Source organism: Leclercia sp. GLN_9 (genome assembly GCF_043105735.1).
Classification (GTDB): domain Bacteria; phylum Pseudomonadota; class Gammaproteobacteria; order Enterobacterales; family Enterobacteriaceae; genus Enterobacter; species Enterobacter adecarboxylatus.
This window is the reverse complement of sequence record NZ_JBICLV010000015.1, coordinates 192,752-215,954: the sequence shown is the minus strand read 5'-3', so window position 1 is coordinate 215,954 and position 23,203 is coordinate 192,752. Positions and strand designations below refer to the sequence as shown.

Annotated in this window: 20 protein-coding genes; 11 read left to right on the top strand and 9 right to left on the bottom strand. The window is 55.7% G+C overall.

Going from position 1 to position 23,203, the window contains the following annotated elements:
* The first annotated feature begins 161 nt into the window (after positions 1–161).
* From ACF8PE_RS09890 to ghrB, 5 genes are all read left to right on the top strand, one after another.
* Positions 162–1,178, top strand: coding sequence for a LacI family DNA-binding transcriptional regulator (locus ACF8PE_RS09890; protein WP_059308976.1), 1,017 nt, complete (start codon positions 162–164; stop codon positions 1,176–1,178).
* Positions 1,179–1,279: 101 nt separating this feature from the next.
* The gene (locus ACF8PE_RS09885; protein ID WP_103793562.1) at positions 1,280–2,029 is read left to right on the top strand and encodes a sugar phosphate isomerase/epimerase; all 750 of its coding nucleotides are present in this window, start codon (positions 1,280–1,282) and stop codon (positions 2,027–2,029) included.
* A gap of 4 nt (positions 2,030–2,033) precedes the next feature.
* On the top strand, positions 2,034–2,972 hold the full coding sequence (locus tag ACF8PE_RS09880) for a sugar kinase (RefSeq protein ID WP_077226491.1): 939 nt from the start codon (positions 2,034–2,036) through the stop codon (positions 2,970–2,972).
* A 108-nt stretch (positions 2,973–3,080) separates the two neighbouring features.
* Complete coding sequence (locus tag ACF8PE_RS09875; RefSeq protein ID WP_032615826.1) at positions 3,081–4,361, top strand: MFS transporter; 1,281 nt, start codon at positions 3,081–3,083, stop codon at positions 4,359–4,361.
* Between the two features lie 27 nt (positions 4,362–4,388).
* A complete protein-coding gene (gene ghrB / locus ACF8PE_RS09870; RefSeq protein WP_032615824.1) occupies positions 4,389–5,363 on the top strand; it encodes a glyoxylate/hydroxypyruvate reductase GhrB in 975 nt (324 codons plus the stop codon).
* 55 nt (positions 5,364–5,418) lie between these two features.
* Here the strand turns inward: ghrB and cspA are convergent, their stop codons facing one another.
* Both cspA and ACF8PE_RS09860 read right to left on the bottom strand, forming a co-directional pair.
* Positions 5,419–5,631 (bottom strand): RNA chaperone/antiterminator CspA, encoded by a 213-nt coding sequence (gene cspA / locus ACF8PE_RS09865; RefSeq protein ID WP_032615822.1) that lies wholly within the window; start codon positions 5,629–5,631, stop codon positions 5,419–5,421.
* Between the two features lie 337 nt (positions 5,632–5,968).
* Positions 5,969–6,679: a DUF3053 domain-containing protein gene (locus ACF8PE_RS09860; protein WP_032615819.1), complete on the bottom strand. Its 711-nt coding sequence runs from the start codon at positions 6,677–6,679 to the stop codon at positions 5,969–5,971.
* 332 nt (positions 6,680–7,011) lie between these two features.
* On the opposite strand from ACF8PE_RS09860, the gene ACF8PE_RS09855 reads away from it, so the two are divergent.
* On the top strand, positions 7,012–7,302 hold the full coding sequence (locus tag ACF8PE_RS09855; protein ID WP_032615816.1) for an HTH-type transcriptional regulator: 291 nt from the start codon (positions 7,012–7,014) through the stop codon (positions 7,300–7,302).
* A gap of 41 nt (positions 7,303–7,343) precedes the next feature.
* Here ACF8PE_RS09855 and ACF8PE_RS09850 read toward each other — a convergent pair whose 3' ends face one another.
* From ACF8PE_RS09850 to ACF8PE_RS09835, 4 genes are all read right to left on the bottom strand, one after another.
* Positions 7,344–8,963 (bottom strand): ATP-binding cassette domain-containing protein, encoded by a 1,620-nt coding sequence (locus tag ACF8PE_RS09850; protein ID WP_392494809.1) that lies wholly within the window; start codon positions 8,961–8,963, stop codon positions 7,344–7,346.
* A gap of 256 nt (positions 8,964–9,219) precedes the next feature.
* On the bottom strand, positions 9,220–11,289 hold the full coding sequence (gene glyS / locus ACF8PE_RS09845; RefSeq protein ID WP_032615812.1) for a glycine--tRNA ligase subunit beta: 2,070 nt from the start codon (positions 11,287–11,289) through the stop codon (positions 9,220–9,222).
* Between the two features lie 9 nt (positions 11,290–11,298).
* Positions 11,299–12,210, bottom strand: a complete 912-nt coding sequence (gene glyQ, locus ACF8PE_RS09840; protein WP_338534222.1) for a glycine--tRNA ligase subunit alpha — start codon at positions 12,208–12,210, stop codon at positions 11,299–11,301.
* 159 nt (positions 12,211–12,369) lie between these two features.
* On the bottom strand, positions 12,370–12,672 hold the full coding sequence (locus ACF8PE_RS09835; RefSeq protein ID WP_032615810.1) for a YsaB family lipoprotein: 303 nt from the start codon (positions 12,670–12,672) through the stop codon (positions 12,370–12,372).
* 183 nt (positions 12,673–12,855) lie between these two features.
* Here ACF8PE_RS09835 and ACF8PE_RS09830 point away from each other — a divergent pair, with 183 nt between their 5' ends.
* On the top strand, positions 12,856–13,851 hold the full coding sequence (locus ACF8PE_RS09830) for an acyltransferase (RefSeq protein WP_336995097.1): 996 nt from the start codon (positions 12,856–12,858) through the stop codon (positions 13,849–13,851).
* Between the two features lie 68 nt (positions 13,852–13,919).
* On the opposite strand, the gene xylB is transcribed toward ACF8PE_RS09830, so the two are convergent.
* Entirely contained in the window at positions 13,920–15,374 is a 1,455-nt protein-coding gene (xylB, locus tag ACF8PE_RS09825; RefSeq protein ID WP_262658475.1) for a xylulokinase, read from the bottom strand.
* Positions 15,375–15,433: 59 nt separating this feature from the next.
* The gene (xylA, locus tag ACF8PE_RS09820) at positions 15,434–16,756 is read right to left on the bottom strand and encodes a xylose isomerase (RefSeq protein ID WP_098946276.1); all 1,323 of its coding nucleotides are present in this window, start codon (positions 16,754–16,756) and stop codon (positions 15,434–15,436) included.
* Positions 16,757–17,126: 370 nt separating this feature from the next.
* Here xylA and xylF point away from each other — a divergent pair, with 370 nt between their 5' ends.
* The 4 genes from xylF (at position 17,127) to xylR (ending at position 22,112) form a co-directional block, all read left to right on the top strand.
* A complete protein-coding gene (gene xylF, locus ACF8PE_RS09815; RefSeq protein ID WP_032615802.1) occupies positions 17,127–18,119 on the top strand; it encodes a D-xylose ABC transporter substrate-binding protein in 993 nt (330 codons plus the stop codon).
* A 71-nt stretch (positions 18,120–18,190) separates the two neighbouring features.
* Complete coding sequence (locus ACF8PE_RS09810; RefSeq protein ID WP_392494808.1) at positions 18,191–19,732, top strand: xylose ABC transporter ATP-binding protein; 1,542 nt, start codon at positions 18,191–18,193, stop codon at positions 19,730–19,732.
* Positions 19,710–20,891, top strand: a complete 1,182-nt coding sequence (gene xylH, locus ACF8PE_RS09805) for a xylose ABC transporter permease XylH (protein ID WP_032615798.1) — start codon at positions 19,710–19,712, stop codon at positions 20,889–20,891. Before ACF8PE_RS09810 ends, xylH begins: the two co-directional genes overlap by 23 nt.
* Positions 20,892–20,933: 42 nt before the next feature.
* Positions 20,934–22,112, top strand: coding sequence for a D-xylose utilization transcriptional activator XylR (gene xylR, locus ACF8PE_RS09800; protein ID WP_032615796.1), 1,179 nt, complete (start codon positions 20,934–20,936; stop codon positions 22,110–22,112).
* Positions 22,113–22,151: 39 nt separating this feature from the next.
* Here xylR and ACF8PE_RS09795 read toward each other — a convergent pair whose 3' ends face one another.
* Entirely contained in the window at positions 22,152–22,976 is an 825-nt protein-coding gene (locus ACF8PE_RS09795) for a protein bax (protein WP_032615794.1), read from the bottom strand.
* Positions 22,977–23,203 lie beyond the last annotated feature (227 nt).

Sequence of the window (23,203 nt, the reverse complement as noted above, 5' to 3'; positions counted from 1 at the left end):
AAGGAGGAGGGAGCAGACCGTGCTCGGGATGGTTTTCTCTCTCCCTATGGGAGAGAGCCGAGGTGAGGGCATCAGGCCGCACACTCCCCAGGCCCGGTAAGCGTAGCGCCACCGGGCATTTTCGCGTTAAGGTATGCTCACCCTAAGCAAGGACATCAGCGATGAGCAAATCAACACGGCCCACCATCAGCGACGTGGCGAAAGCCGCAAAAACCGGTAAAACCAGCATTTCCCGTTATCTCAACGGCGAAAAACACCTGCTGTCCGACGCGCTGCTGGCCCGTATTGAACAGGCTATCGCCGAACTCGATTACCGCCCAAGCCTGATGGCCCGGGGCCTGAAGCATGGCCGCACGCGCCTGATCGGCCTGATCATCGCCGATATCACCAATCCCTACTCCGTAAATGTCCTCAGCGGCATCGAAGCCGCCTGCCGGGAAAAAGGCTTTACCCCGCTGGTGTGTAACACCAACAACGAAGTCGACCAGGAGCTGCACTATCTCGATCTGCTGCGCAGTTATCAGGTGGAAGGCATTGTGGTTAACGCCGTCGGGATGCGCGAAGAGGGACTGAACCGCCTGCAACAGTCTGCCCTGCCGATGGTGCTGATTGACCGTAAAATTCCCGATTTTGCCTGCGATGTGGTGGGACTGGATAACACCCAGGCCGCCACCACCGCCACCGAACACCTTATTGAACAAGGGTTTGAAGCGATCCTGTTCCTGAGCGAACCCCTGGGGATGGTCAACACCCGCCGCGAACGCCTGACCGCCTTTCGCACCACCCTCGCCCGCTATACTGGCGTGGTGGCTGAAAACGTCGAAATTCCCCTTCACGAGTCTGAGCAGCTGGACAACGCCCTGCGCCAGTTTCATACCCGCCATCGCGGGATGCGTAAAGCCGTTATTTCCGCTAACGGCGCGTTAACGCTGCAGGTCGCCCGGTCGCTGAAGCGCATTGGTCTGCACTGGGGGAGCGACATCGGCCTGCTGGGCTTTGACGAGCTGGAGTGGGCCGAACTGGCGGGCGTGGGCATTACCACTCTTAAGCAGCCCACCTGGCAGATTGGTTTCGCCGCTGTCGAGCAGGTGGTCCGCCGGATCAATGGCGCCGATGATGCGGTGCGCGAGCAGGTCTTCTCCGGCGAGCTGATCGTCCGCGGTTCCACGGCCCGATAACCCCCTTCGTGATGGCGATCATAAATCCAGCATCCTGAACTTTTCTTTGGAACCGGTTCCATCTAGCGTAAAGAGTATCAGCTACGTGATGGAGTCCACCAATGGGCAGAAAAATTATTGTTGTCACCGCCGCGTATGGCGCTGACAAAGTCCGTGAAGCCGGGGGGCAACGCGCCATCCTGCACGTGATCGCCGGTGCGGGTGCCGACGGGGTCGAGATCCGCCGGGAGTTATTTAACGAAGCCGAACTGGCGTCGTTATCCACTCTGGCTGGCTCCATTGAACTGCTCGGCCTGCTGGCCTGCTACTCCGCACCCGATGCCCTGTTTACCCCGGATGGCATCCTCAACCCCATGCTGCCCCGCTATCTTGAAGAAGCCGCGACGCTCAATGCCCTGTGGCTGAAAGTCTCCCTCGGTCATTTCAGCGATAGGCAGCAGCTCGATGCGCTGCGCGCCCTGCTGGATGAAACCGGCATGACGCTGGTGGTGGAAAATGACCAGACGAACTATGGCCAGCTGGCCCCTATGCAGCGTTTCAAAGCTGCCTGCCGGGTGATGAATCTCCCGGTGACCCTGACCTTTGATATGGGCAACTGGTTGTGGGTGGGAGAATCACCGGAAGAGGCGGCGAAGCATCTGGCACCTGCGGTCAGCTATATTCATGTAAAAGCCGCCGTTCCCCATCAGCAACAGTATCGCGCCGTGCCGCCGGATCATGACAGCACCCGCTGGCAGGCGCTGCTGGATCAGCTACCTGCCGACGCCCCACGCGGAATTGAGTTTCCTCTGGAAGGCCCAGACCTGACGGCTGTCACCCGTCATTACGTCAATTTACTGCGCGAGGAGTAACGCCATGCCGCATGCTCTGGATGTCATCACCATCGGCGAAGCCATGGCCATGTTTGTCGCCACGAAGACCGGCGAACTTAGCGCCGTCGATCAGTTTATGAAGCGCGTCGCCGGTGCAGAACTCAACGTCGCCACCGGCCTGGCGCGTCTCGGCCTGAAGGTGGGCTGGGTGAGCCGCGTCGGCAATGACAGCTTCGGCCAGTTTGTGCTCGACACCCTGAAAAAAGAGGGGATCGAGACCGCAGGCGTGACCCTGGATGGCCGTTATCCAACGGGCTTTCAGCTTAAATCGAAGGTCACCGATGGAACCGATCCCATCGTGGAGTATTTCCGTAAAGGCTCGGCAGCCAGCCACCTGTCGGTAGAGGATTTCAACCCGGTCTGGTTTACCGCAGCAAGGCATCTCCATTTGAGCGGCGTGGCGGCAGCGTTGTCCCACAGCTCTTACGCCCTGCTCGATCACGCTGCCGGCGCAATGAAAGCGGCGGGCAAGACGATCTCTTTCGATCCGAACCTGCGCCCGGTGCTGTGGAAAAGCGAAGCGGAGATGGTGGAGAAGCTGAACCACCTCGCCTTCCAGGCCGACTGGGTATTACCCGGCGTGAAAGAGGGCCAGATCCTGACCGGGGAAAAGACGCCGGAAGGGATCGCTGATTTTTATCTGAACCGGGGCGTGAAAGCCGTGATCCTGAAAACCGGGGCCGACGGCGCCTGGTTTAAAACCGCCGACGGCGAGCAAGGTGCCGTGGCAGCGGTGAAGGTCGAGAACGTTGTCGATACCGTCGGCGCTGGAGACGGTTTTGCCGTGGGCGTGGTCAGTGCTCTGCTGGAAGGTAAAACGCTTCATCAGGCCATCACCCGCGGCAATATCATCGGCTCGCTGGCGATTCAGGTTCAGGGCGACAGCGAAGGATTACCGACGCGAGAACAACTGGAAGCATAAGTCCTCTCGCTCTGGCTCTCTCCCTACAGGGGAGAGGAAATAAACAAACAGACCACCCTGTACCCTACAGACAGCGGCGGTTACCCCCTCCATCACAGAGGCAAGCCTATGAACAGTGCAACAAATGCAGTAAAACGCTGGTGGTACATCATGCCTGTCGTGTTCATCACGTACAGCCTGGCGTATCTCGACCGCGCCAACTTCAGCTTCGCATCCGCCGCAGGCATCACCGAAGATCTGGGGATCACCAAAGGCGTCTCCTCGCTGCTGGGTGCCCTCTTCTTCCTCGGCTACTTCTTCTTCCAGATCCCCGGCGCGATTTATGCTGAACGCCGTAGCGTGCGCAAACTGATCTTTATCTGCCTGATCCTCTGGGGTGCCTGTGCTTCCCTCACCGGGGTGGTGAATAATATCCCGGCGCTGGCGGCCATTCGCTTTATCCTCGGCGTGGTGGAAGCGGCGGTAATGCCCGCGATGCTGATCTACATTAGCAACTGGTTTACCAAATCCGAACGCTCGCGCGCCAATACCTTCCTTATTCTCGGTAATCCGGTGACGGTGCTGTGGATGTCGGTAGTCTCCGGGTATCTGATCCAGTCTTTCGGCTGGCGCGAAATGTTCATTATTGAAGGCGTTCCGGCGGTGATCTGGGCCTTCTGCTGGTGGGTACTGGTAAAAGACAAACCCGCACAGGCCAAATGGCTGTCGGAAGATGAAAAAGCGGCGCTGCAGGCGCAGCTGGATAAAGAGCAGCAGGGGCTGAAAGCGGTACGTAATTACGGTGAAGCCTTCCGTTCACGCAACGTGATCCTGCTGTGCATGCAGTACTTCACCTGGAGCATCGGGGTTTACGGTTTTGTCCTGTGGCTGCCGTCCATCATCCGTAGCGCGGGCGATAACCTCGGTATGGTCGAGGTGGGCTGGCTCTCTTCCGTACCCTATCTGGCGGCGACCATCGCCATGATCGTGGTCTCCTGGGCATCGGATAAGCTGCAAAACCGTAAGCTGTTCGTCTGGCCGCTGCTGTTAATTGCTGCCTGCGCCTTTATCGGCTCGTGGGCGGTGGGGGCAAACCACTTCTGGGTGTCCTACACGCTGCTGGTGATTGCCGGTGCCGCCATGTACGCCCCTTATGGTCCGTTCTTTGCCATTATCCCGGAGATGCTGCCGCGTAACGTAGCAGGCGGCGCGATGGCGCTGATCAACAGCATGGGTGCGCTGGGTTCCTTCTTCGGTTCGTGGTTTGTGGGGTATCTGAACGGTGCAACCGGCAGCCCGTCGGCCTCGTACATCTTTATGGGGGTGGCGCTTTTTGCCTCTGTATGGCTTACTTTGATTGTTAAGCCTGCTAATAATCAAAACATTCCCGTCGGCGCACGCCACGCCTGAACCCTTTAAATATCAACGGAGATTAGCATGAAGCCGTCCGTCATTTTGTATAAAGCCCTGCCTGATGCGTTACAGCAGCGCCTTGAAAATCATTTCACCGTCACCCGGGTCAACAACCTCAGCCCGGAGACGGTACAGCAGCATGCTGACGCCTTCGCGGGTGCCGTCGGGCTGCTCGGCTCCAGCGAAAAAGTGGATGCCGCGCTGCTGGAAAAAATGCCGAAGCTTCGTGCGACCTCCACCATTTCGGTGGGCTATGACAACTTCGACGTCGATGCGCTGAATGCCCGTAACGTCCTGCTGATGCACACGCCAACCGTACTGACCGAAACCGTGGCCGATACGCTGATGGCGCTGGTGCTCAGCAGCGCGCGTCGGGTGGTGGAAGTGGCCGAACGCGTTAAAGCCGGGGAATGGACCAAAAGCATCGGCCCGGACTGGTTTGGCACCGACGTGCACGGCAAAACGCTGGGTATTGTCGGAATGGGCCGTATCGGTCTGGCGCTGGCGCAGCGCGCCCACTTCGGTTTCAACATGCCAATCCTCTACAACGCACGCCGCCAGCATAAAGAAGCAGAGGAGCGTTTCAACGCACGCTACTGCGAGCTGGATACCCTGTTGCAGGAAGCGGACTTTGTCTGCCTGATCCTGCCGCTGACCGATGAAACTCATCATCTGATGGGTAAAGCGCAGTTTGAGAAGATGAAAAAATCCGCCATCTTTATCAATGCGGGACGCGGGCCAGTGGTGGATGAGCAGGCGCTGATTGCGGCGCTGAAAAACGGTGAGATCCACGCGGCGGGGCTGGATGTGTTTGAGCAGGAGCCGCTACCGGCCAGCTCAGAATTGCTGAAGCTGCCCAACGTCGTGGCGCTGCCGCACATTGGCTCTGCAACGCATGAGACGCGCTACAACATGGCGGCCTGTGCAGTGGATAACCTGATCGACGCCCTGCAGGGCAAGGTCGATAAAAACTGCGTTAATCCGCAGGCCAAACCCTGAACGAAAAAAACCCGCCAGAGGCGGGTTTTTAAATTCTTTTAGCTGAGTTGGAAGCTTACAGGCTTACAACGTTACCAGCTGCTGGGCCTTTAGCGCCGCTTTCGATGGTGAAGGAAACTTTCTGACCTTCGTCCAGAGATTTGTAGCCATCGTTCTGGATAGCAGAGAAGTGTACGAACACGTCTTTTGAGCCATCGTCAGGAGTGATGAAGCCGAAACCTTTATCAGCGTTGAACCATTTTACCAGACCAGTCATTTTACCAGACATAGAGATTACCTTTTAAAAATTTGTTTTGCCTTCCGGCGCGATGATGGAATGTGTTACAGATTTTTAAGCGATGAAGGAAGGGTCACTACGAAGGGTATCTAAGATAACGCATCTGGACTGCTTAACTAAACTGCTTTAGGTCTGTGTAACAAACCGACGAGGACTATTAAACATAGTTACGAGATCAAAGACAAGCTTTATTTTCTACCATTATAAAAAACCCGCTTTGCAGCGGGGTTTTTAATCTGCCAACCTGCGCTTCGCTTGCATGGGCCTACGGATTTGCAGGCCGGGTAAGCACGGCGTTACCCGGCAAAGGCGAGCACAACGTCTGACGTTATTCCGTTGCGGCCATCGCTGCGCCCCAGGCCTGGCTAAACGCCTGGTGCTGCGCTGCCAGCGGCCCAATCAGCGTATTGTACTGGCTGGCCTGCTGCGAAGTCGGGAACTGAATGCCGTTAGAGACAAAGCTCACCTGGGTGCCCTGCTGCGAAATATAATCCGCCACTTGTACCAGTTGCTGAGTGAAGATCTGCGCGGCTGGAATGAGCGGCTGCAGCGCATCGGCAGGTTTGGTCACCACTTTTTCATACACTTTGTCGAACACAGGTTTGAGGTCTTCGCCCTGTTTCAACGCAGAGCGCGCGCCATCGGCCTGCATCTTAGCGTTCTGCAGCTGCTGGCCCAGCACACCCAGTGCGCCATTTGCCTGGCTCAGCGGCTCACGCTGGGTCACATAATCCTGGGGGACGCGAATCGCATTCACGCTGTCTACCACCGGACGCAGACCAGCGTCCATCGCCTGATTCACTTGCTGTGAATAACCATACAAAATGGCATAGTCAGAAACGAAGGGACCAAACTGCTTTTTCTGATCCGCAGTCAGCGTTGGCAAACGCTCACCACTGCGCATCGCTGTATTTTGCAGGAAATCGATAAACGCTTTGCGCTGATCGCCTTCCTTATCGAAACACCCACTCAGGCTAACTACCATTAATAACGCCGCAAGCGGCGCAAACCAGCGAGAGCAGAGCTTTCCTGTCGCCATTGTTATTACTCCTTTCACCCAAAAAAGCGCACACCGGCACACGCGTGCCCAACGCTGCCAAGAATAGTCCAGGTCAGGCCTGCAAGATACTCTTTTCATGTAAAACGGCTATTGCCATATAAATTCTTACGATTTACAAAAATATACCTGATGCTAAGGCGCTACTGAATAATCAAGTCATTAGCATAAGCATGCGGCCTCAAATTCCGCGAGCGAAACGTATCTCGCAAAATTAATCACGCACGTTACGATCTCCTCTCAGTTTTAGCGACTATTCTTAAATTGCTCTCTAATGTTCACGATCCCGCAGTGTGATTTATGAGGAGTCCTCAATGGAATTAAAAGATCCTATGTTCGATCTGCTAAGCAGTCTGGAACAGATTGTTTTTAAAGATAAACCGCAAACGGTAACCCGTTCGCAAAAGTCTAATCCCTTTACGGAATTTGAGCGCTTACGCAAAGGGACAGGGATGAAAACCGATGATTTCGCCCGAGCAATGGGTGTCAGCGTAGCAATGGTTCAGGAGTGGGAATCTAAAAGAGTGAAGCCCTCCATGACCGAGCTGAAGCTGATGAGTCTGATTCAGGCTAACCCGGCACTCCGCAAGCAGTTGACTGAGTAGTCTTGTTTCCGCCCCCGCATTTGCGGGGGCTTATGTTTCTGTCACCGTCGTTCAGCCTGCCACTCCCCGCCACGCCATACCAGTTCATGCGTCAGATTAAGCCCATCCAGAAAATGCCCATCATGCGACACCACCAGCAGTGCACCTGCAAAGCCTGCCAGCGCCGCCTCAATGCCCTGCGTGGAGGCCAGATCCAGGTGATTGGTCGGTTCATCAAGCAGCAACAGCTGCGTCGCCTCTTCCCGCCACAGAACGCAGGCCAGCGCCGCTTTTAACCGCTCGCCGCCGCTTAGCTCTGCCAGCGGCAGCATGACTTTATCCGCACCCAACTGTAGCTGTGCCAGACGACTCCGTAGCACGCCCTCCTCCAGCGGTGTGTTATGCAGATTGAGATGGCTGATAACGGACTGCGTCAGATCCAGTTGCGACAAATGCTGGTCAAGATACGCCGTGTTGACAGAGACACGACAGGAGCCAGCGGCAGGCAGGCACTCACCCAGAATCGCTTTCAGCAGCGTGGATTTCCCGCAGCCGTTCGGCCCGCGCAGGGCTACCCGCATCGGCCCATCCATGCGCCAGTTAAGCGCCGGCATTGAGACATACGGCAGCACCAGCTCTTCTAACACCAGCACCTGTTTGCCCTCCGCAATCTGGCTGCCCGGCAGGGTAAACATCACCGGGTTATCCTCTTCGACCCGTTCCCGCGCCTGGTTGACCGCCGCGTTCAATGCATCCTGCTGCTCATGATGCTGTTTGCGCCACGTACCCGGACGCTCCTTTGCTGCGCCTTTGTATTTCACCCGCTCAAACGAGGCGATATTAAGGTTATCCACCGTGCGCAGGGTTTTCGCTGAGCGGCGCAGGCTATCGTCATGCTCTTTCTGCATGCGGCTGCGGGTGCGTTTGCGCTCGGTTGTGGCGTGCTCCAGCGCCGCACGGGCGGCCTGCTGTTCCGCGTCCCGCTGACGCTGATAATCGGCATAATTTCCGCCGTAACTGTGCAAACCGGAAGCGCTGAGTTCCAGTATGCGCGGCACCCGCTCCAGCAACTCACGATCGTGCGAAGCCACCAGCACACCGCCGGAATACCGGGCCAGCTGGGCATAGAACCACTCCCGCCCCTGACGATCGAGGTGGTTGGTGGGTTCATCCAGTAGCAGATAATCCGCATTAGCCACAAACGCACCGCACAGCAGGGCGCGAACCCGCTCGCCGCCGCTCAGTTCGCAGGCCAGCCTGTCAGGGGCAAACGCCGGAAGCTGCGCCTCCCTGAACGCCTCACCCAGCCGTTCGGCGATATCCCAGAAACCGTCCAGGCGCTCCAGATCGTCAGGCTGGTAATCACCGCCGTCGATCCGCGCCCGGGCCGCGAAGATAGCTTCATAACCAAGCAGCTGTGCCAGAGTGGTCTGCGGGGAGATATCGTGCTGTTGCGCAACGTAACTGTGCGTGCCGAAACGTTCGATATGGCCGCTGGCTGGCTTGTCCAGATCGGCCAGCAACCGCAGGAGCCGGATCTTACCGCTACCGTTGCGGCCAACTAACGCGCAAAGTGAAGGCTCCAGCGAAAGATTCAGCGGACCAAAAAGGGTATCGCCCGTCGCAAACTGACAGGTGACCTGATGCAAAATAAAAGAAGGGGATTGCGCAAAATGAGCCATAAGCACTCCTGAATGAAATCAATAGATCCCCTGCCGACGCGGTGGCGTTTAGCAAGGCTCGAAATTCATCAGTCGTGGTTGTTCATTTTTGGGGGGCGCTCCAGAGGGAGAAAATTAACGGGATTAAGGATAGCGGTAATTTACTGAGCGTTTCAAGGTTAAATTTTCAACTATGCGGTATAAAAAAACCCGCCGAAGCGGGTTTTTAGCACTCACAGTGCCCGTGCAAGCAGAGCGCCGCCGGGCAAAGTGCGCATTACTGCAGCAGAGAAATGTCCGCCACGCGCAGGAACAGCTCGCGCAGTTTTTCAAGCATAGAGAGACGGTTGATACGCAGATCTTTATCTTCTACGTTCACCATCACTTTCTCGAAGAAGGCGTCGATCACTTCGCGCAGTTCAGCCAGTTCTACCAGCGCTTCCTGATAGCGACCTTCTGCGAAGACCGGCTCCAGCTTGTCACGCAGCACCACAACCTGCATCGCCAGGGCGATCTCTTCCGGCTCTTTCAGCGTCGCGGCATTTACACGCTCGTTCAGCTTTTCGTCGGACTTCGCCAGAATGTTGGAGACGCGCTTGTTAGCCGCAGCCAGCGCAGATGCCGCTTCCAGAGTACGGAAGTGGGACACCGCCTTCATACGGGCATCGAAATCGGCCGGACGGGTTGGACGACGCGCCAGCACCGCCTGAATGGTGTCAACAGCGAAGCCTTCGTCCTGATACCAGGCGCGGAAACGACCGAGCATGAAGTCGATCACTTCATCCACCACTTTCGCGTTGGTCAGCTTGTCACCATACAGACGCACCGCTTCTTCGGTGAGCGTTTGCAGGTCAAGGTTCAGGTTCTTCTCAACGATGATGCGCAGCACGCCCAGCGCAGCACGACGCAGCGCAAACGGGTCTTTGTCGCCTTTCGGATGCTGACCGATACCGAAGATACCCGCCAGGGTGTCCATCTTATCGGCGATCGCGACGGCGCAGGCGACCGGGTTAGACGGCAGATCGTCACCGGCAAAGCGCGGCTGATACTGCTCGTTCAGGGCCACGGCCACATCTTCCGCTTCGCCATCGTGGCGCGCGTAGTGCATGCCCATCACACCCTGGGTGTCGGTAAATTCGAACACCATGTTGGTCATCAGGTCGCATTTAGAGAGCAGGCCTGCACGGGTGGCGTGATTCACGTCGGCACCAATTTCACGGGCGATCCAGCCGGACAGCTCCGCGATACGGTCGGTCTTGTCGCGCAGCGTACCCAGCTGTTGCTGGAACAGCACGGTCTGCAGGCGCGGCAGGTGATCTTCCAGACGCTTTTTACGGTCGGTATTAAAGAAGAACTCGGCATCTGCCAGACGTGGACGCACCACTTTCTCGTTACCCGAGATAATCTGGATCGGATCTTTCGATTCGATGTTCGCCACGAAGATGAAGTTTGGCAGCAGTTTGCCGTCGTTGGCATAGACCGGGAAGTACTTCTGGTCGCCCTTCATGGTGTGAACCAGTGCTTCTGCCGGAACGGCCAGGAATTTCTCTTCGAACTTCGCGGTCAGCACGACCGGCCATTCCACCAGCGAGGTGACTTCTTCCAGCAGGCTGTCGCTCAGGTCAGCGTTACCGCCAATCTTACGTGCCGCTTCTTCCGCATCCGCTTTAATACGGGCTTTACGCTGTTCGTAGTCAGCAATGACTTTACCGCGCTCCAGCAGGATCTGCGGATACTGGTCGGCATTGTCGATGGTGAACTCCGGCTCGCCCATAAAGCGGTGGCCACGGATCACGCGATCGGACGCAACACCCAGAATGGTGGCAGGAATAACGGTATCGCCCAGCAGCAGGGTCACGGTGTGAACCGGACGCACAAAGTGCACGTCGCTTGCGCCCCAGCGCATCAGCTTTGGAATAGGCAGTTTAGCCAGCGAGGTGGCAATCATGTTTGGCAGCAGCGCTTCGGCGCTTTCGCCTTTCACATGGGCGCGATAGAGCAGCCACTCGCCTTTGTCGGTGGTCAGGCGTTCGGCCTGGTCAACGGTGATCCCGCAACCACGCGCCCAGCCTTCTGCCGCTTTGCTCGGCTTGCCTTCGGCATCGAATGCCTGCGCAATGGCCGGGCCGCGCTTTTCAACTTCGCGATCGGGCTGGGATGCCGCCAGGCTTGCCACTTTCAGCGCCAGACGCCGCGGAGCAGCAAACCACTCGATTTTACCGTGTGCGAGGCCAGCGTTATCCAGCTCGGCAGTCACGTTCGCAGCAAAGGACTCCGCCAGGCTGCGCAGGGCTTTTGGTGGCAGCTCTTCGGTGCCAATTTCCACCAGGAAAGTTTTCTCAGACATGGCCGCCTCTTATTTGTTTCGGTTGCACATCGGGAAGCCAAGGGCTTCACGGGACGCATAGTAAGCTTCTGCAACGGCTTTGGTCAGGGTACGAATACGCAGAATGTAGCGCTGACGTTCAGTCACGGAGATGGCTTTGCGGGCGTCCAGCAGGTTGAAGCTGTGGGCGGCCTTCAGAATACGCTCGTAGGCTGGCAGCGGCAGCGGAGTATCCAGCGCCAGCAGCTGCTGGGCTTCTTTCTCGTACTGCTCGAAGCAGGTGAACAGGAAGTCCACATCCGCGTATTCGAAGTTATAGGTGGATTGCTCCACTTCGTTCTGATGGAACACGTCGCCGTAGGTGGTTTTACCCAGCGGGCCGTCGCTCCAGACCAGGTCGTAAACGCTGTCTACGCCCTGAATGTACATTGCCAGACGTTCCAGACCGTAGGTGATCTCACCGGTGATCGGTTTACATTCCAGACCGCCAACCTGCTGGAAGTAGGTGAACTGCGTCACTTCCATGCCGTTCAGCCACACTTCCCAACCCAGACCCCAGGCACCCAGCGTTGGGTTTTCCCAGTTATCTTCCACGAAACGAATGTCGTGAATGGTCGGATCCATACCCAGCTCTTTCAGCGACCCGAGATACAGCTCCTGGATATTGTCCGGGGAAGGCTTAATCACCACCTGGAACTGATAGTAGTGCTGTAAGCGGTTCGGGTTTTCACCGTAGCGACCATCGGTCGGACGGCGGGATGGCTGCACATAGGCAGTCGCCATTGGCTCTGGCCCCAGCGCGCGCAGGCTGGTCATCGGGTGTGAGGTGCCGGCGCCAACTTCCATGTCCAGTGGTTGAACAATGGTGCAGCCCTGGCGAGCCCAGTAATCCTGTAAGGTCAGGATCAGGCCCTGGAAGGTCTTAGTATCAAACTTTTGCATAGTATTTCGTGCTGGATACGTGTGGTTTTGAATGGAGGGGATCAGTATACCCGTCGGATGCAAGATATACAGTACGAAACGGGGTTGTTTAGGGAAAATTGGGAAATAAGCATAGCTGACAACGCACTCAAGGCGCAGCCAGCTCATCACGCGGCGGTCTTAACGCATCGAAAGGTGTAAAAAACGGCCCTCTGCGTCAAAAGAACAGATGAAACTCTCATTGCGGGCAGTGAAACCCTGCAGTTCATAGCTTCCCTGGAACTGTTCGAATGCGGTGACGTCGATTTTTTGCGCACCGGTATTATAGCGCTGAGCCGCCCGATCCTTACACAGCTGCTCCATGTCCAGCGAACGTACCGGACTGACTTTCTTCGTTTGTGCTTGTTGCGTCGGCGCCGTCTCCTGAGCCACGCAGCCAGCCAGTAACGCAGGCAACAAAACCCACATTGCACGCATCATCATTTTTATTACCGCCCTGCACTGTGGCTGTTATTTTTAAACTCTAAACTTTATAGATTATCGCCCGGCATTCTGCGAATCTCACCGCCCCGGCACAAGCAGGGTGATGCAAACTCAGAATTTTCCAGTGAGCGTCTTTAGCAATACCACAGTCAGACTCTTTTTAATGCGTAAACAGAGGGATAGATGCAGGAAAAAATTAACTGGATTGATAATCTGCGGGGAATTGCCTGTTTAATGGTGGTAATGATCCATACCACGACCTGGTATATCACCAATGCCGCAAGCGTCAGCCTCGTTAACTGGGATATTGCTAACGTTCTCAACTCCGCCTCGCGCGTGAGCGTGCCGCTGTTTTTCATGATCTCCGGCTATCTCTTTTTTGGCGAGCGCAGCGCGCAGCCGCGCCACTTTTTACGCATCGGTCTGTGTTTGCTCTTTTACAGCACCGTGGCGTTCCTCTATATCGTGCTGTTTACCTCGATTAACAGCGAGCTGTCCCTGAAATACCTGCTGCAAAAGCCGGTGTTCTATCACTTGTGGTTTTTCTTCGCCATTATTGTCATTTATCTGCTCTCCCCGCTGCTGCAGGTAAAAAGCGCGAACGGCAAAATGCTGCTGGCGCTGATGATCGTGATTGGCATCGTGGCCAACCCGAACACCGTCTCGCAAAAAATTGATGGTTTTGAATGGCTGCCGATCAACCTGTATATCAACGGCGACACTTTCTATTACATGCTATACGGCATGCTGGGCCGAGCCCTTGGAATGATGGACACCCGCAAACGCTGGCTGAATAGTATTTGCGCCGCGCTGTTTATTGCTGCGGTCGCCATTATCTCCCGCGGGACGCTGCATGAGCTGCAGTGGCGCGGCACCTTCGCCGATACCTGGTATCTCTACTGCGGCCCGATGGTTTTTGTCTGCGCAATGTCACTCTTTACCCTGGTGAAAAACACGCTCAATACGCGCCCCCTGCCGCTGCTGGGGTTAATTTCACGTAACTCGCTGGGGATCTACGGCTTTCATGCGCTGGTGATCCACGCGCTGCGAACGCGAGGCGTGGAGTTAAAGAACTGGCCGTTGCTGGATATCGTCTGGATCTTCTCGGCCACGCTGGTGGTCAGTCTGCTGCTCTCAATGCTGTTGCAGCGGGTTGATACACGCAGGTTTGTCAGTTAGCTGCGGCTGCTTACCCGGCCAGCAAAATGTTCAGGCCGGGTAAGGCGAAGCCGCCACCCGGCGCTGTTTCATGACATCAGCGGCAGAAGCTGCTGATAGATCTTGCGGAACACGTCACGTTGTTCGACATAGCGGGCATGACGCCCGGCATCCGGGGTGTGCTGTTGTTCCAGCGTCAGCTGTGGCAGCAGCGCGGATAAGGGTTTATCCGGGTTCACCGCGATCTGCGCCAGCCGCGCTGCGCCCAGTGCAGGCCCGACGTCGCCGCCGGTACGGTAATCCAGCTGCAGCCCACTGATATCCGCCAGCATCTGACGCCAGTAAGGGCTACGCGCCCCGCCGCCGATCAGCGTAATGCTGGTGGGTTTAAGGCCGCACTCATGCACAACATCCATCCCATCGGCCAGGGCATAACCCACCCCTTCCAGCACCGCGCGCGCCAGTTCGGCCGGGCCATGCTGATGGGTTAAGCCAAAGAACACCCCTTTTGCCTGCGGATTGTTATGCGGCGTGCGCTCACCGGAAAGATAGGGTAAGAACCAGAGGGTGCCTGCGTTTTCATCGGCCTGCTGCGCGGCATCGAGCAGGGCCGGAACGCTGCCTAATCCGGTCAGTTTTGCCGCCCAGTCCAGGCAGGACGCCGCGCTGAGCATCACCGACATCAGGTGCCATTTGCCGGGTAATGCATGGCAGAAGCTGTGCACCGCGCTGTCAGGGTTACTGCGATAACCGTCACTCACGGCGAAGTAGACCCCGGAGGTGCCCAGCGACAGCATCGCCTGCCCGGCATCCGCCATCCCCACGCCAACCGCCCCCGCGGCGTTATCTCCGCCCCCTGCCACGACCGGAACGGCTGGCATGTTCCACTGCTGTGCGACTGATGGCAGCAGTGTGCCTGTTAGCTCACAGCCTTCGAACAGCGCGGGCATATGGTTGCGGGTGAGATGGCAGGCGTCGAGCATCGTCTCGCTCCAGTCGCGTTTTGCCACGTCGAGCCACATGGTGCCTGCCGCATCGGACATATCGCTGGCGAACTCACCTGTCATCCGCAGACGCAGATAATCTTTTGGCAGCAACACCTTCGCCACCTGGCTAAAAATCTCGGGCTCATGACGCTGGACCCACAGTAATTTCGGTGCGGTAAAGCCCGGCATCATCAGGTTGCCGGTGATCTCTCGCGAGGTTGGCACGCGCTCTTCCAGGAGAGCGCACTCTTCACCGCAGCGGCCATCGTTCCATAAAATCGCCGGGCGCAACACGCGATTGTCCTTGTCCAGCAGCGTGGCGCCGTGCATCTGTCCGGCAATCCCCAGGGCTTTGACCTCTCCCAGAGAGTGCTGCTCGCCCAGCGCCTTCAGGGCGCGATCCGTTGCTAACCACCAGGCTTCAGGATCCTGTTCAGACCAGAGCGGGTGTGGCCGTGAAACGTGCAGCTTTTCTGTTTGCGTTGCCAGCACCTCGCCCTGTTCATTTAACAGAATGGCTTTCACACCCGATGTGCCAAGATCGATCCCGATATACATATCGTGGGTTCCTTAAAAAGTGTAGGCCGGGCAAGCATAGCGCCGCCCGGCGATACCCATTACTTATCGAACAGGTAATGATTCACCAGGTTTTCCAGCAGCTCCTGATGGCCACTCTGGTGCTGCGGCGCCAGATTATGCTGTTCAGCGTACTTCGCCAGCTCCGTCAGCGATAACTGGCCTTTCAAAATTTGCTGGCCCAGCTCACTGTTCCAGCCGCCGTAGCGTTTCGCCACGCGCTTATCCAGCTCGCCATCTTCAATCATGCGGGCTGCCACTTTCAGCGACAGCGCCATCGTGTCCATCGCGCCAATATGACCATAGAACAGGTCGTATTTATCGGTACTTTGACGACGCACTTTGGCGTCAAAGTTCAGGCCGCCAGTAGTGAAACCACCCGCTTTGATGATTTCGTACATGATGAGCGCGTTTTCTTCCACGCTGACCGGGAACTGATCGGTGTCCCAGCCCAGCTGCGGATCGCCGCGGTTGGCATCCACGGAGCCGAAAATGCCCAGCGCGATGGCGGAAGCGATCTCGTGGTGGAACGAGTGGCCAGCCAGGGTCGCGTGGTTGGCTTCGATATTCACTTTGATCTCTTTTTCCAGCCCGAACTGCTTCAGGAAACCGTATACCGTGGCCACGTCGTAATCGTACTGATGCTTGGTTGGCTCTTGCGGTTTCGGCTCAATCAGCAATGTGCCCTGGAAACCAATTTTGTGTTTATGTTCCACCACCATCTGCATGAAGCGGCCAATCTGCTCGCGTTCCTGACGTAAATCGGTGTTGAGCAGCGTTTCGTAGCCCTCGCGCCCGCCCCACAGAACGTAGTTTTCACCGCCCAGTTGATGCGTCGCGTTCATCGCCGTCACCACCTGGGTAGCCGCCCAGCTGAACACTTCAGGATCCGGGTTAGTGGCAGCTCCTGCGCCATAACGCGGATGGGTAAAGCAGTTGGCAGTGCCCCACAGTAGCTTCACGCCGCTCTGCTGCTGTTTTTCCGCCAGCACATCGACCATCTGCGCGAAGTTATTCAGGTACTCTTTCAGCGACGCGCCTTCCGGGGAGACGTCCACATCGTGGAAGCAGTAGTACGGCACATTCAGCTTATGGAAGAACTCAAAGGCGACGTCCGCTTTGCGCTTCGCCAGCTCCAGCGCATCGCCCGGCTGCTGCCAAGGGCGGTCGAACGAACCTACGCCAAACATATCGGCCCCGCTCCAGCAGAAGGTATGCCAGTAGCAGGCGGCGAAACGCAGGTGATCTTCCATGCGCTTACCCAACACCAGCTCGTCCGGGTTGTAATGACGAAACGCTAAAGGATTAGAGGATTTCGGGCCTTCATAACGAACGCGATCGAGTTGATCGAAATAAGCTTGCATAGTGAGCTCCATAATCAGGGATGCGGCAAAAAGAAGATACTGGAGTAATACTGAATAGTGATCGCAAGTTGCTCAATTACGTTATTTCACTCTGCTATTGAGAGAATGCACAAACGTGCGCTGGCTCGCAAAATTAATTTGCAGTCAAACGAAATCCACAGCGTAAATTCCAGAATCATGTGTAATTAATAAGTTATGTAATTTAAAATCAGATCGCGGTCATAAATTCGCAAATAAACCAAATATCATAACGAGAAGATAAAAATCTGTAATTGCCAGTCTGCCATTCCCCGTTAAGAATTTGCTACGTCTCTTGCAATGATTGTTTCTTTTATCTCAGCAACCTAACCCTACAAAAGGCAATACAATTATGAAGATAAAGAACCTGTGCCTCACTCTTTGTGCATCGCTGCTACTGGCGAGTACGGCGAGTCATGCAAAAGAAGTCAAAATCGGCATGGCGATTGATGACCTCCGTCTGGAGCGCTGGCAAAAAGACCGCGATATTTTTGTCAATAAGGCAGAAGCATTAGGTGCAAAAGTTTTTGTACAATCTGCCAATGGCAATGAAGAGACCCAAATGTCGCAAATCGAAAATATGATAAACCGCGGCGTCGACGTGTTGGTTATTATTCCGTATAACGGTCAGGTTTTAAGTAACGTGGTGAAAGAAGCCAAACGCGAAGGCATTAAAGTGCTGGCCTATGACCGTATGATTAATAACGCCGACATCGATTATTATATTTCTTTCGACAATGAAAAAGTCGGTGAATTACAGGCGCAAAGCCTGGTGGCAAAAGTGCCGCAGGGCAATTATTTCCTGATGGGCGGCTCACCGGTGGACAACAACGCCAAATTATTCCGCGCCGGGCAAATGAAAGTGCTGAAGCCTTATATTGATGAAGGCAAAATCAAGGTCGTGGGCGACCAGTGGGCGGATGGCTGGTTGCCAGAAAATGCGCTGAAAATCATGGAAAACGCCTTAACTGCCAACAATAACAAAATTGACGCCGTTGTCGCGTCCAACGATGCCACCGCAGGCGGCGCTATCCAGGCACTCAGCGCCCAGGGCCTGGCCGGGAAAGTCGCGATCTCCGGGCAGGATGCAGACCTTGCCGGGGTGAAACGGATTGTGGCAGGCACCCAGACCATGACGGTCTATAAACCGATCACTGAGCTGGCCACCAACGCCGCGGAAATCGCCGTTGAGCTGGGCAATGGCCAACAGCCTAAAGCCGACGCCAGCTTAAACAACGGCCTGAAAGATGTGCCGTCCCGACTGCTGACCCCTATCGAAGTCAATAAAGAGAACATTGACGCCACCGTAGTTAAAGACGGTTTCCACAAAAAGAGCGAACTGTAATCCATCATCGCCCCTGCCTGGCGGGGGCGTATCGACTTGTTCTGTTTTCCTTCGGGTCATGTGGGGCAGTTATGGCTTATCTCCTTGAAATGAAAAGTATCACTAAGGCGTTTGGCGCGGTGAAGGCCGTGGATAACGTCAGCCTGCGCTTAAATCCCGGCGAAATCGTCTCGCTGTGCGGTGAAAATGGCTCCGGCAAATCGACGTTAATGAAGGTGCTGTGCGGTATTTACCCTCACGGCAGTTATGACGGCGAAATTGTGTTTGCTGGCGAAACCCTGCAGGCCACGCACATCCGCGACACCGAACGCAAAGGCATCGCCATCATTCACCAGGAACTGGCGCTGGTGAAGCACCTGACCGTGCTGGAGAACATTTTTCTCGGTGCCGAGATCACCCGTCACGGGGTGCTGGATTACGACACCATGACCCTGCGCTGCGAAAAGCTGCTGGCGCAGGTGAGCCTGGCGATCTCCCCTGACACCCGGGTGGGCGATCTTGGTTTGGGGCAGCAGCAACTGGTGGAGATTGCCAAAGCGTTGAACAAACAGGTGCGGCTGCTGATCCTCGATGAGCCGACCGCGTCGCTGACGGAACAGGAAACCGCGGTATTGCTGGACATCATTCGTGACCTGCAACACCACGGTATTGCCTGCATTTACATCTCCCATAAGCTCAACGAAGTGAAAGCCATTTCGGACACGGTCTGCGTCATTCGCGACGGGCAGCATATCGGCACCCGCGAAGCGCAGGGGATGAGCGAGGACGACATCATTACCATGATGGTAGGGCGCGAGCTGACCGCGCTCTACCCTGGCGAACAGCATACCCTCGGGGAAGAGATCCTGCGGGTGGAACACCTTACCGCCTGGCATCCGGTTAATCGCCATATCAAGCGGGTGAATGACGTCTCTTTTTCCCTGCATCGGGGTGAAATCCTGGGCGTCGCCGGGCTGGTCGGCGCGGGACGCACTGAGGCGGTACAGTGCCTGTTCGGGGTCTGGCCCGGGCGCTGGGAAGGCAGCATCTTTATTGACGGGAAGCCGGTCGAGATCAAAAACTGTCAGCAGGCCATTGCCCAGGGTATCGCGATGGTGCCGGAAGATCGTAAAAAAGACGGCATCGTGCCGGTGATGGCGGTGGGTAAAAACATCACTCTCGCCGCATTGGATCAGTTCAGCGGTAAGCTGAGCAGTCTGGACGACGCCGCCGAACAGCACTGTATTTTACAGTCCCTGCAACGCCTGAAGGTCAAAACACCCTCCCCGGATCTCGCCATTGGCCGTCTGAGCGGCGGCAATCAGCAGAAGGCGATTCTCGCCCGCTGCCTGTTACTCAACCCGCGCATCCTGATCCTCGATGAACCCACTCGCGGGATCGATATCGGTGCGAAATACGAAATCTACAAGCTGATTAACCAGCTGGTTCAGCAGGGTATCGCGGTGATCGTAATCTCCTCGGAACTGCCTGAAGTGCTGGGCCTGAGTGACCGGGTGCTGGTGATGCACGAAGGAAAACTGAAAGCCAACCTGAACAACCAGAACCTGACGCAGGAACAGGTGATGGAAGCCGCATTAAGGAGCGAACGCCATGTCGAAAAGCAATCCATCTGAATTAAAAGCCACGGCGCCTGCACCGGGTCTGTTTTCTGGGTTAAAAGCGCTTAATCTGCAGGTGTTTGTGATGATTGCCGCCATTGTGGTCATCATGATGTTCTTCACCTGGACAACCGATGGCTCGTATCTCAGCGCCCGTAACGTCTCCAACCTGCTGCGTCAGACCGCCATTACCGGCATTCTGGCGGTGGGGATGGTGTTCGTCATTATCTCGGCGGAGATCGATCTCTCTGTAGGCTCAATGATGGGTCTGCTCGGCGGGCTGGCGGCCATTTTCGACGTCTGGCTTGGCTGGCCGCTGCCGCTTACAATCGTCGTGACCTTGATCCTCGGTTTACTGCTCGGCACCTGGAACGGTTGGTGGGTGGCCTACCGCAAAGTGCCGTCGTTTATTGTCACCCTGGCGGGAATGCTGGCCTTCCGCGGCATCCTGATTGGCGTGACCAACGGCACCACCGTCTCCCCTACCAGCGCCTCCATGTCGCAGATCGGTCAAAGCTATCTCTCCAGCGGGGTCGGTTTTAGCCTTGGCGCGATTGGCCTGATGGCCTTTGTTGCCTGGCAGTGGCGTAGCAGAATGCGTCGTCAGACCTTAGGGTTAGCCACGGCGCCGTCCACTGCGGTTGTTGGACGCCAGGCGCTGACGGCGGTGATTGTTCTTGGGGCCATCTGGTTGCTGAACGACTATCGCGGTGTGCCGACACCGGTGCTGCTGCTGGTTCTGTTGATGCTGGCTGGCATGTTTATGGCTACCCGCACAGCTTTTGGCCGGCGCATTTATGCCATTGGCGGCAACCTCGAAGCCGCACGCCTGTCCGGGATCAACGTTGAGCGCACCAAGCTTGCCGTCTTTGCCATTAATGGTTTGATGGTCGCTGTGGCGGGCCTGATCTTAAGCTCGCGACTGGGGGCCGGTTCGCCGTCTGCGGGGAACATTGCCGAACTCGATGCCATCGCCGCCTGCGTCATTGGCGGCACCAGTCTGGCAGGGGGGATCGGCAGCGTGGCCGGGGCGGTGATGGGTGCCTTTATTATGGCGTCGCTGGATAACGGAATGAGTATGATGGACGTCCCGACATTCTGGCAGTATATCGTTAAGGGTGCCATTTTGTTGCTGGCGGTATGGATGGACTCCGCCACTAAAAGGCGCGCCTGAGGATGCTTTATCATTTGTTATTGATTCTGGAAGAAGAGCGCCATGTTTGAGAAGCGTCACCGCATTACGTTGTTATTCAATGCCAATAAAGCCTATGACCGCCAGGTTGTAGAAGGTGTGGGTGAATACTTGCAGGCGTCGCAGTCCGAATGGGATATCTTCATTGAAGAAGATTTCCGCACGCGGACTGACAACATCAAAGACTGGCTGGGCGATGGCGTTATCGCAGATTTTGATGATGCCGTTATCCAGCAGTTGCTGGTCGATGTCGACGTTCCCATCGTCGGCGTCGGCGGCTCCTACCACAAGCCGGAAAATTACCCTCCCGTTCACTATATCGCGACCGACAATCACGCTCTGGTGCAGAGCGCGTTTCTCCATCTGAAAGAGAAAGGCGTGCACCGCTTCGCCTTTTATGGCCTGCCCGTTTCCAGCGGCAAAGGCTGGGCGGCGGAACGTGAATATGCCTTCTGCCAGCTGGTGGCAAAGGAGAAATATCGCGGCGTGGTTTACCAGGGCCTGGAAACCGCACCGGAAAACTGGCAGCACGCCCAGAACCGTCTCGCCGACTGGCTGCAAACTCTGCCGCCGCAAACCGGCATTATCGCCGTGACCGATGCCCGCGCCCGGCATGTGCTCCAGGTTTGCGAACATCTGCACATTCCGGTGCCGGAAAAGCTGTGCGTTATTGGTATCGATAATGAAGAGCTGACGCGCTACCTGTCACGGGTGGCGCTGTCGTCGGTGGCACAGGGAACCCGTCAGATGGGTTATCAGGCCGCCAAGCTGCTACACCGTCTTTTGGACAACGAAAACTTGCCCCTGCAGCGCCTGCTGGTGCCGCCGGTACGCGTTGTGGAGCGGCGCTCAACCGACTACCGCTCCCTGAACGATCCGGCAGTGATTCAGGCGATGCACTACATTCGTAACCACGCCTGCAAAGGCATTAAAGTGGATCAGGTGTTGGATGCAGTAGGGATTTCGCGTTCAAATCTGGAGAAGCGTTTTAAGGAAGAGGTGGGCGAGACGATCCATGCGGTTATTCACGCTGAAAAGCTGGAGAAAGCCCGCAGCCTGCTGATTTCAACCTCGCTTTCCATTCACGAGATTTCACAGATGTGCGGTTATCCGTCGCTGCAGTATTTCTATTCGGTATTTAAAAAAGAGTATGACACCACGCCGAAAGAGTATCGCGATCGCTACAGTGAAGTATTGGTTTAAATAAAAAAGGCCTTCCGTAAGGAAGGCCTTTTTTTACTATTACATATGGGCGGCGATTAAGCGCTGGTTATCCTGGTACATCGCAAACAGATAATTGTTATAGCGTTGTCCCTGAGTTGAGTAACCTTTCAGCTTATGGATCATGGTGCTTGCCGTCACTTCCTGGTCTGCTTTACGCAATTGCGCGCGCGACTTACGGAAAGATTTATAAGCCGGATGCGTGTTCAGGTTCACAACATACGCATTCACGGAATCTTTTACCGATTCAAATTGTGAGTAGCCTTTCACTTTGCCCGGGGCATTATTACAACGCCCTTTCGCACATTTCATGCCGAAGAGATTGTTATTACTGCGGGCCAGTTTCGAGGTACCCCAGCCACTTTCGGCGGCTGCCATAGTTGCGACCATGCTGCCTGGAATAATATCTACGCGCTCTAACAGAGCGTTCCACGGCACACGGCGCGTGTTTCCGTTCCAGCTCACTTTATAGCGTTTTGAAATTTCTTTCAGACGCGTGCGTTCGGATGGCGACCAGCGGCTATCGTACTGTTTGGAGATCAACCAGTTACGATCCGCAGTAATCGCGGCATTTTGACTTGTAATGTAAGGCATTACCGTCCGGAGAAACGCTTTTTTCCTTGGTGTCCCGGAAGGGTATTTTCGCAAATCAGGAAGTGAACTACTCTTTGCACTATTGCGAGAATACTCTTGTTTACTGCTAACCTTACTACTTGTCGTCTTTATGACGTGGGCCTTCTTACTCGTTGTATCTGTGTGCGTCTTCGCAAGCACCTCACCAGAAATAGCCATGGTGAGTAACATGAGTATCGCGGCCCCATATCGTCGAATGGGAGTCGATATCATTAGGTCTCCTGGTCGGATAGAAACATTCCAACACCTTATTTTTTTCGTAAAATGAGAGGCGAATCTCAGATCCTAGCAAAAATAGACGAGAAGAGCATTCAAAGAAATAGTCTAAATCCGAAACCCTGTCACCTGGAAATCGCTCGCTTAAGCATCATTTTCACCAAAACGTGCTCAATATCGCAGTTAAACAGCCAGATAAGCGTGAGATCACTCACCCTCATCGC

What these genes read in the sequence shown, in the direction of transcription:
- ACF8PE_RS09890 (WP_059308976.1), top strand. Translation starts at nt 162, where the DNA reads ATGAGCAAATCAACACGGCCCACCATCAGCGACGTGGCGAAAGCCGCA.
- ACF8PE_RS09885 (WP_103793562.1), top strand. Translation starts at nt 1,280, where the DNA reads ATGGGCAGAAAAATTATTGTTGTCACCGCCGCGTATGGCGCTGACAAA.
- ACF8PE_RS09880 (WP_077226491.1), top strand. Translation starts at nt 2,034, where the DNA reads ATGCCGCATGCTCTGGATGTCATCACCATCGGCGAAGCCATGGCCATG.
- ACF8PE_RS09875 (WP_032615826.1), top strand. Translation starts at nt 3,081, where the DNA reads ATGAACAGTGCAACAAATGCAGTAAAACGCTGGTGGTACATCATGCCT.
- ghrB (WP_032615824.1), top strand. Translation starts at nt 4,389, where the DNA reads ATGAAGCCGTCCGTCATTTTGTATAAAGCCCTGCCTGATGCGTTACAG.
- cspA (WP_032615822.1), bottom strand. Translation starts at nt 5,631, where the DNA reads ATGTCTGGTAAAATGACTGGTCTGGTAAAATGGTTCAACGCTGATAAA.
- ACF8PE_RS09860 (WP_032615819.1), bottom strand. Translation starts at nt 6,679, where the DNA reads ATGGCGACAGGAAAGCTCTGCTCTCGCTGGTTTGCGCCGCTTGCGGCG.
- ACF8PE_RS09855 (WP_032615816.1), top strand. Translation starts at nt 7,012, where the DNA reads ATGGAATTAAAAGATCCTATGTTCGATCTGCTAAGCAGTCTGGAACAG.
- ACF8PE_RS09850 (WP_392494809.1), bottom strand. Translation starts at nt 8,963, where the DNA reads ATGGCTCATTTTGCGCAATCCCCTTCTTTTATTTTGCATCAGGTCACC.
- glyS (WP_032615812.1), bottom strand. Translation starts at nt 11,289, where the DNA reads ATGTCTGAGAAAACTTTCCTGGTGGAAATTGGCACCGAAGAGCTGCCA.
- glyQ (WP_338534222.1), bottom strand. Translation starts at nt 12,210, where the DNA reads ATGCAAAAGTTTGATACTAAGACCTTCCAGGGCCTGATCCTGACCTTA.
- ACF8PE_RS09835 (WP_032615810.1), bottom strand. Translation starts at nt 12,672, where the DNA reads ATGATGATGCGTGCAATGTGGGTTTTGTTGCCTGCGTTACTGGCTGGC.
- ACF8PE_RS09830 (WP_336995097.1), top strand. Translation starts at nt 12,856, where the DNA reads ATGCAGGAAAAAATTAACTGGATTGATAATCTGCGGGGAATTGCCTGT.
- xylB (WP_262658475.1), bottom strand. Translation starts at nt 15,374, where the DNA reads ATGTATATCGGGATCGATCTTGGCACATCGGGTGTGAAAGCCATTCTG.
- xylA (WP_098946276.1), bottom strand. Translation starts at nt 16,756, where the DNA reads ATGCAAGCTTATTTCGATCAACTCGATCGCGTTCGTTATGAAGGCCCG.
- xylF (WP_032615802.1), top strand. Translation starts at nt 17,127, where the DNA reads ATGAAGATAAAGAACCTGTGCCTCACTCTTTGTGCATCGCTGCTACTG.
- ACF8PE_RS09810 (WP_392494808.1), top strand. Translation starts at nt 18,191, where the DNA reads ATGGCTTATCTCCTTGAAATGAAAAGTATCACTAAGGCGTTTGGCGCG.
- xylH (WP_032615798.1), top strand. Translation starts at nt 19,710, where the DNA reads ATGTCGAAAAGCAATCCATCTGAATTAAAAGCCACGGCGCCTGCACCG.
- xylR (WP_032615796.1), top strand. Translation starts at nt 20,934, where the DNA reads ATGTTTGAGAAGCGTCACCGCATTACGTTGTTATTCAATGCCAATAAA.
- ACF8PE_RS09795 (WP_032615794.1), bottom strand. Translation starts at nt 22,976, where the DNA reads ATGATATCGACTCCCATTCGACGATATGGGGCCGCGATACTCATGTTA.